Origin of the sequence: Streptomyces odontomachicola, assembly GCF_039605595.1 — a bacterium.
In the GTDB taxonomy this organism is placed as follows: domain Bacteria; phylum Actinomycetota; class Actinomycetes; order Streptomycetales; family Streptomycetaceae; genus Streptomyces.
Genome location: NZ_JBCFOK010000006.1, coordinates 426,119 through 439,341 on the forward strand (window position 1 = coordinate 426,119; position 13,223 = coordinate 439,341).

General features: G+C 74.1%; 13 protein-coding genes. 6 read left to right on the forward strand and 7 right to left on the reverse strand.

Translation table 11 applies throughout. The features are described from left to right. Nucleotides 1-106: 106 nt before the first annotated feature. Both ABEE00_RS14350 and ABEE00_RS14355 read right to left on the reverse strand, forming a co-directional pair. The gene (locus ABEE00_RS14350; RefSeq protein ID WP_345745816.1) at nt 107-850 is read right to left on the reverse strand and encodes a L,D-transpeptidase family protein; all 744 of its coding nucleotides are present in this window, start codon (nt 848-850) and stop codon (nt 107-109) included. A 149-nt stretch (nt 851-999) separates the two neighbouring features. Next, nucleotides 1,000-2,280: a GDSL-type esterase/lipase family protein gene (locus ABEE00_RS14355; RefSeq protein WP_345745817.1), complete on the reverse strand. Its 1,281-nt coding sequence runs from the start codon at nt 2,278-2,280 to the stop codon at nt 1,000-1,002. A 109-nt stretch (nt 2,281-2,389) separates the two neighbouring features. Here ABEE00_RS14355 and ABEE00_RS14360 point away from each other — a divergent pair, with 109 nt between their 5' ends. Further along, nucleotides 2,390-2,689: an acylphosphatase gene (locus ABEE00_RS14360; RefSeq protein WP_345745818.1), complete on the forward strand. Its 300-nt coding sequence runs from the start codon at nt 2,390-2,392 to the stop codon at nt 2,687-2,689. Continuing rightward, the gene (locus ABEE00_RS14365) at nt 2,686-3,450 is read left to right on the forward strand and encodes a Mut7-C RNAse domain-containing protein (RefSeq protein ID WP_345745819.1); all 765 of its coding nucleotides are present in this window, start codon (nt 2,686-2,688) and stop codon (nt 3,448-3,450) included. The genes ABEE00_RS14360 and ABEE00_RS14365 overlap by 4 nt, the downstream gene beginning before the upstream one ends. A gap of 11 nt (nt 3,451-3,461) precedes the next feature. On the opposite strand, the gene ABEE00_RS14370 is transcribed toward ABEE00_RS14365, so the two are convergent. The 5 genes from ABEE00_RS14370 to ABEE00_RS14390 form a co-directional block, all read right to left on the reverse strand. After that, nucleotides 3,462-3,812 carry a hypothetical protein gene (locus ABEE00_RS14370; RefSeq protein ID WP_345745820.1) on the reverse strand — a complete coding sequence of 117 codons (351 nt, stop codon included), beginning with the start codon at nt 3,810-3,812 and terminating at the stop codon, nt 3,462-3,464. Nucleotides 3,813-3,901: 89 nt separating this feature from the next. Beyond that, entirely contained in the window at nt 3,902-5,185 is a 1,284-nt protein-coding gene (locus tag ABEE00_RS14375) for a sialidase family protein (protein WP_345745821.1), read from the reverse strand. Between the two features lie 292 nt (nt 5,186-5,477). After that, nucleotides 5,478-5,876: a hypothetical protein gene (locus tag ABEE00_RS14380; protein ID WP_345745822.1), complete on the reverse strand. Its 399-nt coding sequence runs from the start codon at nt 5,874-5,876 to the stop codon at nt 5,478-5,480. Then, nucleotides 5,873-6,883 (reverse strand): hypothetical protein, encoded by a 1,011-nt coding sequence (locus tag ABEE00_RS14385; protein WP_345745823.1) that lies wholly within the window; start codon nt 6,881-6,883, stop codon nt 5,873-5,875. The genes ABEE00_RS14380 and ABEE00_RS14385 overlap by 4 nt, the downstream gene beginning before the upstream one ends. A gap of 165 nt (nt 6,884-7,048) precedes the next feature. Further along, a complete protein-coding gene (locus ABEE00_RS14390) occupies nt 7,049-7,636 on the reverse strand; it encodes a TIGR03086 family metal-binding protein (RefSeq protein WP_345745824.1) in 588 nt (195 codons plus the stop codon). A 148-nt stretch (nt 7,637-7,784) separates the two neighbouring features. On the opposite strand from ABEE00_RS14390, the gene ABEE00_RS14395 reads away from it, so the two are divergent. The 4 genes from ABEE00_RS14395 (at nt 7,785) to ABEE00_RS14410 (ending at nt 13,217) form a co-directional block, all read left to right on the forward strand. Next, the gene (locus ABEE00_RS14395; protein ID WP_345745825.1) at nt 7,785-8,507 is read left to right on the forward strand and encodes a Pr6Pr family membrane protein; all 723 of its coding nucleotides are present in this window, start codon (nt 7,785-7,787) and stop codon (nt 8,505-8,507) included. A gap of 72 nt (nt 8,508-8,579) precedes the next feature. Further along, nucleotides 8,580-9,809 (forward strand): cytochrome P450, encoded by a 1,230-nt coding sequence (locus tag ABEE00_RS14400; protein WP_451918571.1) that lies wholly within the window; start codon nt 8,580-8,582, stop codon nt 9,807-9,809. An 82-nt stretch (nt 9,810-9,891) separates the two neighbouring features. Beyond that, nucleotides 9,892-10,413 (forward strand): MarR family winged helix-turn-helix transcriptional regulator, encoded by a 522-nt coding sequence (locus ABEE00_RS14405; protein ID WP_345745826.1) that lies wholly within the window; start codon nt 9,892-9,894, stop codon nt 10,411-10,413. Between the two features lie 131 nt (nt 10,414-10,544). Beyond that, a complete protein-coding gene (locus ABEE00_RS14410; protein WP_345745827.1) occupies nt 10,545-13,217 on the forward strand; it encodes an FUSC family protein in 2,673 nt (890 codons plus the stop codon). Nucleotides 13,218-13,223: the final 6 nt, after the last annotated feature.

Below are 13,223 nucleotides of genomic sequence, written 5' to 3' on the forward strand. Positions count from 1 at the left end.
GGAGGCACGGCAGAGCGGAGGGCACGGGAATCCGGAGGCGCAGAAAGGGGCGGCCCCTGGGGGCCGCCCCTTCTCCGTGCGCTGTCCGGGCGCGCGGTGTGCCGCGTCAGGTGCCCGGCTTGTTGCCGTAGACGAAGACCGCGTCGCCCTTGTGCAGGAGCTTCCAGTACGCCTTGGCGTCGGCGGGGCGCATGTTGACGCAGCCGTGCGATCCGGGCGGGCCGTAGATGTTCCCCGGGATGGAGTGGAACGCTATGCCGCCGTCGAAGAACTGGCTGTACGGCATGGGCTGGTGGTAGAGCGAGGACACCTGGTCCTTGTTGCGCAGGTAGATCTTGTGCAGCCCGGTGCGGGTCTCGTTGCCGTCCCGGCCCGTGCGCACCGGCACCGGCGGCGCGTACACCCGCTTCTTGCCGTCCTGGATCCAGCTCACCTGCCGGGTGAGGTCCACGCAGGCGATGCGGCCCTTGTCGGTGGGGCAGCTCGACGCGGCGCCGCGCGCACGGTCCGCCTTCTCGGCCTTCATGGCCTTCCAGGTGACCGGGCCCGCGTAGCCCGCGTTGGGCGCTATGCCGTGGGTGGTCTGGAAGTCGCGGATCTTCGCGCAGTCCTTGGCCGACTGCTTTCCGTCGGCCCGCAGGCCCAGGTACTTCTCGGCCTGCTTCTGGTACGGACCGGCCTCGGCCGTGCAGGAAGCGGGCGCTGCCGCCTTCGCGGCGGAAGCGGGGGCCGCCGCCTGCGCCGGCGCGGCGCCGAGGCCGAGTGCCACCGGCGCCGCCAGGCCCGCGAGGCCGGCCGCCGTCCCCACGGTCCCCAGGGTGCGGCGGCGTATGACCGGTCGTGCTCGCATGGTGTGCTCTCCTTCTCTCCCCCGTGCCGGTCTCCCTCCGGCGGGTGCTGAACGCGGGCGGATCTCCGCCCACCAGGAGAGGACGTGTGGTGTCCCTGGGGCGGTTGCCTCTCATGTCATGATCGTTCCGGTGACGGGTGTTCCGGGTGTCAACGTCCGTTCAAGCAGGGGGAGATGAGGTCGGCGAAGCGCAGGCCGATGGTGCGGTACGCGGTGGCGCTGGGGTGCAACCCGTCGGGTAGTTCGTCGGTTTCGTTCGGTTTGAGTAGCTTTCTTCCGTCCAGGTAGTGGAGTTCGGGATCGGACCCGCGCCGCTCGGCGACGAGGCGCTCCAGCTCCGTACGGATCACGGCGAGGGTCAGCGCGCCCAGCGCCACGTCCTCGGGGTCACCGGTCGCGCGCGGCGCCCCCGTCTCCGGATCGGGCTCGGCGGGACCGGGGCGCTCCTCCAGTGCGGGGCACGGCAGCGGCGAGATCACCACGAGCGGTGTGCGGGGATGGCCCTCGCGCACGGTGTCCAGGAACCCGTGCACCGCGGGCAGGAACGTGCGCAGCCGCATCGTGGCGCCCGCCGCGATGTTGATGCCCGCCTTGAGGGTGATCAGGTCGGCCGGCAGATCGCGGAGGGTGCGGGCGACGAAGGGGTCGAGCATGGCGTTGCCCGCGAAGCCTAGGTTCGTGCCGTGCAGGCCCGCCGCCGCGGCGGCGACGGCGGGCCAGGTGCCGGTGGGCCCCTCGGCCTCCAGGCAGTGGCTGATCGACGAGCCGTAATGGACCCAGCGCGGCCCCGAGGGCGGGCCAGGGGGCAGCAGCTCGGCGTCGGCAGCCAGCGCGACCAGATCGCAGGCGGCCGTGTGGGGCAGCCAGATCCGCACCTCCTTCTCGCCGGAGGGGAGCCCCGTGAAGAGCGCCGTCTCGGCTTCCCCCGCGAGGAACCCGGGCGCCTCGTGCGGGGAGGCGAGCTGGGCCAGGTCGCCGCCGGTGAGCGGCACGCGGCGTACGGCACCGCGGTCCGTGAGCTCGCCGCCTGCGAAGTCGCCATCCGCGGCCTCGTCGTCCGCGGAGCCACCGTCCGCGAAGTCCCCGTCCGCGAAACCGCCGTCCGCCACGAGATCCAGCGCTGCCGGCACCGCCTCTTCGCCCGCCACCTGGAGACGGGTGGTGTGCACGGTCAGGGCCAGCGCCTTCGCCTCCGTACGGACGACGAGGCGCACGCCCGCCGCCGTCTGGACGCCCAAGTCGAAGAAGGGGTCGGGGAGTTGGGGTCTCGTCCAGGCGGGCAGCCGGCGTGGGCGGATTCCGCGCCCGGTGTCCTCCAGCTCCAGCGAGCCGTCGACGCGGACGAGCGGGCTCGGGAAGCGGACGCGGTGCGGCAGGCCGGCGGGGCCCGCGGGGTCACCGGGGTCTGTGGGGCGCGGTGTGTCCGTCATGCGCTCTTCCTACCCGCGGAGCGGGCGGCTCGGGAGGCCGTCGGTTGGCGCGTCGGGGCGCGGCGTGAGAGAGAGGCGGGAGGAAGCGAAGGCGAGAGGGAGTACCGCGATGACCTCCAGTACGGCGTGCAAGCGCGTGACCGCCACCGGCCGCGTGCAGGGCGTCTACTTCCGCGACACCTGCCGCACCGTCGCCGAGGAGCAGGGCGTGCGCGGCTGGGTGCGCAATCTGCCGGACGGCAGCGTCGAGGCCCACTTCGAGGGCGAACCCGAGGCCGTCGACCGGCTGGTGGACTGGGCGCGCCAGGGGCCGCCCGCCGCGCGGGTGGACGAAGTGCGGACCGCCGACGCCGCGCCCGAGGGGCTGAGCGGATTCGAGGTGCGGTCCACGCCGCGGGCCCCGGCGTGACCGCCCCCGCCCCAGACGTACGCCTGCGCATACCGCCCGACCTGCGCTTCTTCCTGCCTGCCCGGGACAGGGACGGCGAGGTCGGCCGCCCGCCCGACGGCACCTCCTCGCTCGGCCACCTCGTCCAGTCCGCCGGCGTCCCGCTGACCGAGGTGGGGGCGCTGTACGTGGTCGGGGCGCCGTACGGGGGCGAGGGCGAGGTGACGGCGGCGCACCGGCCGCGGCCCGGCGAGGTGGTCGAGGTCGTGGGGGTGCAGCGGCCCCAGCCGTTGCCCGGAGGCGCGCCCTCGGTGCCGCGCTTCCTGCTGGACGTGCACCTCGGCGCGCTGGCCCGGCGGCTGCGGCTGGTCGGCGTGGACACCGCGTACCGCAACGACGCGGAGGACGCCGCGCTGGTCGCCGAGGCCAACGAGCGGCGCCGCATCCTGCTCACCCAGGACCGCGGGCTGCTGCGGCGCCGGGCGCTGTGGCTCGGCGCGTACGTGCGAGGGAGCCGCCCGGACGCGCAGCTCACGGACGTGCTCACCCGCTTCGCGGTGCCGCTCGCGCCGTGGACGCGCTGCCCGTCCTGCAACGGTGAACTGGTCCCGGTCGCCAAGGCGGAGATCGCCCACCGGCTCCCCGCCGGCACCCGGCGCACCTACGACAGCTTTACGCGCTGCACCTCATGTGACCGCCTCTACTGGCCGGGCGCCCACCACGCCCGCCTCGCTGCGCTGGTGGAGGAGGCCCGCGAGGCGGCGGGAACGCAGGGCGCCTGAGGTCGCCGCGCTCAGTCGTCCTGCGCCCAGGCGGCGACCGGCAGCGCGAGGTAGACGCCGAAGTCGCGCAGCCCCGTGGCCTCCGCGATGCGCGCGTGCAGCAGGTCCACCCGCTGCTGCCGGTCGGCGGCCCGGCTCTCGGTCCACTTCGACCGCACCTCGACCACGGCGTTCGGGCCGCTGCGGTCCAGCGGCCCGAGCGCGCGGAAGCGGACCTCCACGTCGCCCGGCCTCAGCTCGCCGTCGTACGGCTCCTCGGGGCACTCCACGGCGAGCGACACCAAGTGCGGGAGTACGGCGGCGAGTTCGCGGAGAACGGGTTCCGGGACGTCAGGGGCGTGGGTGACCTCGACAAGCGGCATGCGCTCACCCTAGGCGGACGCGCGCAAGCGGATACGCGTAAGGGGCCCCGGATCAACCCAGGGCCCCTTACCGGTCAGGCGTCAGGCGCTCAGTGCGCCGGCCCCGTCGCGGCGTACGGCTTGCAGGTCTTGCCCTCGTAGTCCGTGGCGATCTCCGTCACGTTCTTGCCGTCCTTGCCGGGCAGCAGCGTGGAGCTGTAGTTGGGGCAGAAGTCGATCTTGTCGGAGGTGATCGACACCGGCGCCTTGGCGGGCTTCCACGCGCCCTTGCCGTTGTCGCTGTTGGTCCACATCGCCGAGCGGGCACCGGGAGTGCGCTGCCCGTCCTTGGCGTACTCGACCTGGCCGATCAGCATCAGTTTGCCCTTGGGGTTGCCGGGCTCGGGGGCCCAGGAGACCGTCGGCGCGTGCGCGAAGTAGTGGCCGTCGGCGGTTTCAGGCCGGGTGCCCAGGTCTTTCGGGTCGCCCCAGTCCCAGCCGTCCTTCGAGGTGCGGTAGTGCACCACGCAGGCGAACTTCCCGGAGGGCGCGCAGATCTCGTACACCATGAAGTACGTGCCGTCGGGCAGGCGGCGCACCCCGGCCATGCCGGGACGGTCGGGCTTGTTCGTCGAGGAGACGGTGGCGTGGTGCCCGGTCCACTTCTTGCCGTCGGTGCTGCGCGCCGCCATGAGCTTCTGACTGTGCGCCGGGTCGGTCTCGTCGGAGTAGTGGGCGACGAGCCGGCCCTGCGCGTCGACGGAGAACTCCGGCTCCCACAGCCCCTTGTCGTTGTCCGCCTTGGCGACCGTGGACAGGTAGGACCAGTTGCGGCCGGTGTCCGTGCTCTTGAAGACGCGGACGCTCATCCGCCGGCCCTTCTCGTCCTGCCCGGGCGAGGCGGCCCACAGCAGGGTGCCGGCCTTCATGTCGCCGATCTGGCGCGGCAGTTCGTAGAGCGTGCCGCAGCACTGGCCCTTGCCCTTGGACGCGGCGGGGTCGGCGATCTTGCCGACCTGCTGGAAGCTGCGGCCCCCGTCGGTGCTCTCGTGGATGGCGCCGAGCCCGTTGTCCCCGTCGAAGGTGACGGTCGAGGCGAGCACGCGGCCGTTGTCCTTGCCGCTGTGCTGGAGCCGGATCGCGCGCGGGTACAGGCCGCTGCCGCCGCCGCCCTTCTGGAGCAGTTGTCGGCCGGCGGCCGCCTTGCCCCCGGCGACTCCGGCCGGGTCGTCGCCCGCGGCGGACTGCTTGCTCGTGCCCGAGCCCTTGTCCGCGCCTGAGGGCGAACACCCCGATACCCCCGCCACCAGCGCGGCGACGAGGGCGAACAAGAGGATTCCGAGCGCGGTGCGGCGCCGGCCGCGCGGGCCGGACGTCTCGCGTGCGGGTGACATGCAAACTCCAGGCGTAGGCGTCTCGTTGGCCGGGGCAGTGATCACGCGGCGCCCCGTGCGCGGCCGACGAGCCGGTCGCTTCCCGTCGCACCCGTGCGCGCACTCCCCGGCGGCTCACCACCCGGAGCTTGATCGACTGCTGCCCCCAGGGACGCGGCGCACCCGCCCATCGGTTGCATGTACGCGACGAACAACGGCGCTCAGCTGCGACGAACACCCGCGCCCCGCCGCGGCGGACACCCGCACTCGCCGCGCACGGCCCGCTCCAGTGCCGCCCCCGTACCGCCGCTCCCTAGCCCGGCCCCTCCTCCTCGTCCCGCGGCTCCGGGATCCACGCATAGGGCAGGTCGGCGCCCAGGTGCGCGCGGGCCCAGGTGACCAGCGTGGTCTCCACCGCGTGTGCCGGATCGTGCAGTTGGGGCGAGCCGGCGTCGCGTTCCAGCTCACCGGAGACCTCAACGGTCTCCCGGTACACGCTCAGCCCTCCGTCCGGCAGGCGCACGGTGATGCCGCGGTAGCCCAGCGCGGGCGCGGCCGGCAGGGCCGTGCCGTGGCCCGGCGCGGTGAGGCGCCCGAGCAGCGCGCGCAGCTCGGACGCCTCGGCGCCGGTGAGGGCGAACTCCGGGTCGCGGCGGCCGCTGTACAGATGCAGCACGACCGTCGCGGGGGCGGGTCCTGGGCCTGCGCTCAACGGATCGTCATCGTGTAGGCGCACTGGAAGTAGCCGCAGAAGTTCGTGTACGGCGCCCGCGAGGCGTAGTACGGGCTGTAGACGATCTTGCCGTCGTTGTCGGTGTTGCGTGCCGCGGTCTGCCCGGGCTTGTGGCCCCAGAAGCCCTCGGCGCTGTAGCGGTACCAGTGGTAGTCGTAGTTCGGCGCCACCACCAGCGCCATCAGCCAGATCCCGCCGGTGCCCGCGGGGAAGCAGTTGCCCCACTGGCGGGCGCCGTCGGCGAGCACGCCCGCGATGACCTTGTCGCACTGGATCGGCGAGATGGCGACCCCGTGCGCGCGCCCTGGCTGCGCGAAGGTGTTGGTGCGCCGGTTGACCGCGTAGTTGTAGCAGTTGTTGTTGACCCGCACGTTGGGGTCGTTGTTCCAGAAGGCGGGGTTGAACGCGGTCGCCCAGTACTGGCAGGCCGCGCGCCCGTTGGTGCCCGACTCCTCGCCGCCCGGCTCGACCCGGCGCCCCTCCTCGGTGGGCATCGGCGGCTCGGGCGCGCCGGGCGGCGCGTCCGTCGCGCTGGGGTCGTAGTCGGTGCCGCGCGAGAGGTTGTCGAGGATGTGCCGGCGCACGGTGTCGTCCAGTTCGAGGTCGCCGGTCAGCGAGGTCTCGCCGGCCGGCATGGAGTCCACGAGCTGCTGCGCGATCTCCGTGCCCTTCTCCTCGTCGCCCGAGCCGCCGTTGGCGATGCGGAAGCGGTCGGGCAGGCCGTACTTGGCGGCGTGCACGTCGTCGGTGAGCTGGAGCTCGAACCCGCGGAAGCCCAGGCCCTGGTGGCCCGACTCCTCGGTGGCCGTGACATCGCGGTTCCTGGCCACCTTGCGCAGCACGTCACGCGCGGTCTCCTCGTCCACGTGCCAGGAGGGGTTCGGCAGCCCCGAATACTGGTCGACCGTCACGATGAGCATCACGATCCCCCGATCTGCGATGCGGTGCGGCCCCGGCCCGTACGGCAGGGCCTCGGTGCTCCGCATCGTCGCGCAGCCGCAGGTGCCCTCCAAGGGAACCGGGCGCCCGACGGCCCGCCACTGGGCCCAACTTGGGCCCGATACCTGAGGGCCGTCGGCCGCGTACGGCGTAGCCGCGCGCGAGCGCGCCGTTTCCTCCCCGCGCTCCTCCGCGTACTGCCGTCCGCGCTCCTAGCGGGGCGCCGTCCAGTCCGGGTGCCGGCCGCTCAGCCCGAGTACGCGGTCGAGGAGCGGCGCGTCCTCCGGCACCGGCACGACGGGCCCGAACATCCCCGCGCGCTCCGGCCCTTCGGGCGTCGCGGCGACCAGCTCGTACGACAGCCGCAGCGCCGCCTCATCCGGCGCGTAGGGCTGCCCCGTGGCGCGGGCCAGGTCCCAGCCGTGCAGCACCAGTTCGTTCACGGCCACCCGGCCCGCGACCGGCGCGGGCATGTCGAAGCCGCCCGCCCGCGTCTCGCCCTCCCACGCCTTCGGGTCGCGCCACGCCTGGGCGAGCGCGGCCAGTCGCTCGGGCAGTTCCTCGCGCCAGCGCGCGTCCAGGTCGGGACGGCCGGTGTCGGGAGGGGTGTCGGTCTGCGGGCCGAAGTCCTTGCGCCCGGCGGCGGCGAACGCACCGGCCAGGACGGTCAGATGCCCCAGCAGATGGCGCACGGCCATCTCCCCGCACGGGGTGGGGTCCTCCAGCCGCGCGTCGGGCACCCGTTCCGCCAGTGCCGCCACCAGCCGCGTCTGCCCCGTGAAGTCGACCGCCTCGTCCATGGGCCCCGCTCCTCCCGTACGCCGTCTCCCCGTTCCTCACCCCGTACCGACCCGGCAGGGCGTCCCAACTCATCGCATACCGTGGGAACGATCAAGAGCGCCCCGCCGTGACCTGGCGGGGCGCGGGTGCGAGGGAAGCGGGGAACCGATGAGCGGTCCGACTGTCGAGCCGGTGCGGAAGCGCACGGCGTACGAGGGCGCCGCGCGGCTGTGGCACGGCGCGCTGCTCGCCGTCGTCCTCGCCGCGCTGCTCACCCAGGTCGTGCTGGTGGTACAGGGCGGCGAGGACGTCAACTCCGGTTCGACGGGCCCGCACACCGGCGCCGGCGCCCGACTGGTGCAGATGTTCAGCTACTTCACCGTGCAGAGCAACGTGCTGGTCGCGCTGAGCTGCGCCGACCTGCTGCTCTTCCCCGGCCGCGACGGGCCGCTGCGCCGGGTGCTGCGCGCCGACGCGCTGATCGGGATCGTGATCACGGGGCTGGTGTTCGCGCTGGTCCTGGCGCCGGACATCGAGGTGAGCGGCATCGGCCTGTGGGTCACCTCCGGCTTCCACTACGTCGCGCCGCCCGCCGCGCTGCTGGGCTGGCTGCTGTTCGGGCCGCGCGGGCGCATGGACGCGGCGACCCTGGTGCGCGCCTTCGTCTGGCCGCTCGCGTGGCTCGCCTACACGCTGCTGCACGGCGCGGTCACCGGCTGGTACCCGTACCCCTTCCTGGACGTCGCGGCGCGCGGCTACGCCACCGCGCTCACCAACACCTCGCTGGTGCTGGTCTTCGCCATAGCGCTGGCCCTGCTGTTCCGTTGGGTGGACCGTTTCCTTCCGGGGGCGTACGGCGTACGGTGCGAGCGCACCCCGCAAGGCGGCTGAGCAACGCCCGCGCGCGGGTGGGGAGTTGACGTGACGGCGCCGGGGAGCGCCGGTCGAGGGGAGGAACCACGGGTGGGCCGCGAGGAGCCGGGCGCACGGAAGATCGAGCGGACGGCGGCGGGTGAGCTCGCGGCGCCGGGCGAGTGCCCGGTCCGGCGGGGGCCCGGCGGGGTCTGGCAGGTGCACGGGTATCGCGCGTCGCGCGCCGTGCTGCGCAGCACCGGCACCGTGCAGGCCGGGCTCGGCGTGGAGACGATGGAGAAGATGCCCTCCACGCTGCGGCGCCCCGTGCTCTACCGGGACGGGCCCGAGCACCGCGAACACCGGCGCCAGACCGCGCGCTTCTTCACCCCGCGCCGGGTGGACGAGGAGTACCGCGGCCTGATGGGCGAGGTGGCCGAGCGGCAGATGGACGTGCTGCGCCGCGAGGGCAGGGCCGAACTGTCCGGGCTCAGCTTCCAGTTGGCCATCGAGGTGGCCTCGGCGGTGATCGGCCTCACCGAGAGCCGCCCCGGCATCCGCGCCCGCCTGGAGAGCTTCTTCCCCGAGCGCTTCGGGAAGCCGGGGCTGACCAGCGCGCACGGCCTGTACTGGATGGTCAGGCAGAACGTGAACTGGGCGCGCTTCTACTTCGCCGACGTGCGCCCGGCCGTCCGCGCGCGCCGCACACGCCGCCGCGACGACCTGATCTCGCACCTGCTGGACGAGGGCTGCTCGGCGGGCGAGGTGCTGGGCGAGTGCCTGACGGTGGCCGCGGCCGGCATGGTCACCACGCGGGAGTTCGTGAACCTCGCGGCCTGGCACCTCTTCACCGACCCCGCGCTGCGGGAGCGCTACCGGAAGGCGGAGGAGCCCGAGCGGCTGGCGGTGCTGCACGAGATGCTGCGCCTGGAGCCGGTGCTCGGCAGCCTTCGGCGGCGTACGACCGAGCCGCTGGAGCTCCCCGAGGACGGCGAGGGCGGGGGAGCGGTGACCGTGCCGGCCGGCGAGATCGTCGAGGTGCGTCTCGACCGCTCCAACATCGACGAGCGGGTGGTCGGCGCCGACCCCGAGCGGCTGTGCCCCGCACGCGAGATGGCGGACGGCGGCGCGGCCCCCGGCCTCTCCTTCGGCGACGGCCCGCACAAGTGCCCCGGAGCGACGATCGCGGTGCTGGAGACCGACGCGTTCCTGACCCGGCTGTTCGCGCTGCCCGGCGTGCGGATGGCGAGCGAGCCCCGGGTGTCCTTCCAGGAGGGCATCGGCGGGTACGAGCTGCGCGGGCTGACCGTGGCGCTCGACGGGGCGCGCGGCGGCGACTGAGCGCGCGGTCCGGGCACGTACACCGGGGGCGGCCTGCCCAGCGGATTTGGGGCAGGCGCCTCCCGGAACATATAGTTGAGCTATGCATCTATCCTCGTCGCACGGTCCTCCGGACGACGAGCGGCGCATCGCCCAGGCCGCCCAGGGCCTGCAGGTGGGCCTCGGAAAGCTCACCCGCGACCTCTTCGCGGCCGGTGAGTTCGGGATGTCCCGGACCCACGCCACGCTGCTCGCCTCCCTGGAGGAGGGCCCGCAGCGGATCACCGGACTCGCCGTACGGCACGGCCTGACCCAGCCGCGCATCACCGTCGCCGTACGGGAGCTGGAGGAGCGCGGCATGGTCGAGCGCACACGGGACGCCCGCGACATGCGGGTGGTGAACGTCGCGCTCACCGACGACGGCGCCCGGGTCCTGGAGGAGGGGCGGCGGCGCACCGCCGCCTTCCTGCTGGAGCGGCTGCGCAGCCGCGTCGAGGACCCCGAGGCGGTGGTGGCGGCGGCGACCGAGGCGGTCGCGACGCTGCTGGACGCGCTGGAGGCGCCGGAGGAGTCCGGTGCGCGGGACGCGCGGTCGGTTCCGGAGGAGCCCGCGGCTCCCGATTAGCGGCGCGCGCTCGTACGCAGCCGAGAACGGCAGTAGCCGAACCGCCGCACCCGAGAACCGGAGCCCACTTGAGCGTGCACGCGCCCGCCCCCGCACGACCCGCCACATCCCGTACGTCCCGCCGTCCCTTCGTGCCAGACCGCGTCGGCGCCGGCCGGAGCTGGGGCGACGTGGTCCTCGCCGCCGACCCCGGGCTGGGGCGGCTGCAGACCGGCTGGCGCACCGCCGTGTCGATGGTGGCCGGGCTCGCCGCCGGCTACGGGATGGCCGTACTGCTGGGCGCCCCCGTCCTGTTCGGGCTCATGGTCGGCGGCATGCAGGGCATGATCACCAGCATCACCGTCGGCGAGAACACCCCGGGCGGGCTCGCGAAGTGGCTGCTGTGGACGGTAATCCCGTTCAGCGGCGGGCTCGCGCTCAGCGCCGCGCTGCACGCACACCACACCGTGGAACTCGGCGTCCTGGTCGTGGTCCTGGCGGCCCAGCTCTACGTGACGCGGCTCGGCAAGATCGGGCTGTACTCCGCCGCCGTGTTCTTCTCCGCTTACCTCAGCGGCGTGATCATCGGCATCCCGCCGAGCGCCCTCGGCGGGCTCGTGATCATCGCCGTCACGGTGGTGCTCGCGCTGGTGGCGGCCCGGCTCGTGCTGTGCAGGCCGACGCCGCGCGAGGACCTGATCCGCACGCAGCGCGCGTTCGTGGTCGAGGCCCGGCGCTTCGCGGACGCCGCCGCCTCCGCGCTGGACGGCAACGCGGACCCCGAGCGCTCCGTGAAGCGCATGCGCCGCGCCCTGTCCCGCATGAACGTGGTCACCCTCACCGTGGACGGCAGGCTCGCGCAGCCCGAGTCGGCCGCCGACCCGTCCGCCGCCGAGCAACTGCACCAGCACCTCTTCGACGCGGAGCTCGCGCTGCACGGGATCGGGCGCGCCGTGCAGGAGATGGACCGCGCCGCGCTCCCGCCCGCGCTGCGCGAGGCCCTGGTCGTCGCGCTGGTCCTCACCCGGGACACCCCGCTGGGCCGCGCCGACGCGCTGCGCCCCGCGGCCGACCGGATACGCGAGCAGGCAGAGGCCGTACGGGCCGAAGCCGCAGGCACGGGGGCTGACGGCCCTCAACTGGGCGCGCAGGCACGGCGGATCGCCGACCTCCTGGACTCCCTCGCCGCCTCGCTCGCGCACTGGCTGGAACTGGGCGACGCGACCCCCACCTCGGCGGGCGAGGTGCCCTTCCGCACCGGCGTCGCGCTGGAGGGCGGCCGCCCGGCGGGCGCGGGAGCCGCGGCGCAGCGGGTCGCCGAGGGCGGAAAGGGGCCGCGGCTCAGTCCGGCGTTCCGCGCCGCGCTGCAGGCGGCGGTCGCCGGTGCGGCCGTGCTGCCGGTGGCCGAGGAGATCAACAGCCAGAAGTTCTACTGGGGCATCATCGGCGTGATGATCGCCCTCACGGGCACCAGCACCACCCACGAGCGCCTGCGCAAGACCGCGCGCCGCCTGGTCGGAACCGTCGTCGGCGCCGTCCTCGGCATCGCGCTGCACGACCTGATCGGGCCCACCCACGTGCTGTGGAGCCTCGCGGTGATCGTGGTCGCGGTGTCGGTGGGCGCCTGGGGGATGCAGCGCCAGTACGCGATCTGGGTCGCGGGCCTGGTGACCGCGCTGGTCCAGCTCTACGGCTTCACCACGCCCGGCAGCCTGGACGTGCTGTTGGCGCAGCGCTTCGTCGACAACGGTGTCGGGATGGGTCTCGCCACGCTCGCTGCCGCGCTGATCCTGCCGCTCTCCACGGGCCGCATCCTGCGCGAGACCGAGCGCGGATACCTCGAATCGGTACGGGAGTTGCTGGACCTCACGCGGGAGCGCTGGAGCGCGCAGGACAGCCCGGTGCGGCTGCGCGGCGCGGCCCGCGCCGTGGACGCCGCGCACTTCCAGGTGCAGAGCGCGGTGCGCCCGCTGGTGCGGCTGCCGCGCGGCGTACGGCGCGGAGGCGACAACCTGCTCGCCCTCTTCGACAACGCCACCAGCCACGCGCGCCGGCTGGCCCGTACCGCGGACACCGACATCGACATGGCGCCCCGGTTGCGGGCCGACCTCGGGGACATCCTCGCCACGTTCAGCGGTTCGCTGGACGCGCTGATCCGGCACACGGCGGCGGGGGCCGCGGGCGCGCCCGTACGGGGCGAAGGCGAAGGCCCCGCCGAGTGGACCCGGGTCACCCCGCTGATCCGCGACGTCCAGGCCGCGCTGCGGGCGCCCGCCGGACCGCGCAGCCCGGCCCTGTACGCCGCGCTCGGCGAACTGGCCGCGCTCGACGAGTGCCTGGCCGCGCTCAGCGCCGAACGCGGCCTGCCGACGGGACCGCTGCCCGCGTACGGGGGTGTGAGCGCGCCCTCGTACGGGGCGGTGGCGGGCGATCAAGTGCCGCCGCCTGCGGGGGAGTTCGCGACGCGGACCCCGGCCCCGGCTCCGGCCCCGGCGCCGGCCGCCTCAACCCGTACGGCCGCGCCCACCGCCACGAAGACCGCAGCAACGGGCGACTCCGCTTCCGGCACCTGCGCCGTCGCCGGCACCGTCCGCTGCGCCGATCACCCCGCCGGGCACACCGCCTGGATCACGGTGGTCAGCTCAGGCGGGCAGCGACGCGGCGGCGTGCGCACGGTGCGCGGCGCCTACCGCATCGCCGGCCTCGAACCGGGCAGCTACACGGTGATCGCCTCCGTACCCGGTCACACCCCCGAGGCGTCCTTCGTCCTGCTCGGAGGCATTGGGGGAACGGTTCACCACGACGTCACGCTGCACGCCGGGTGACCAGCG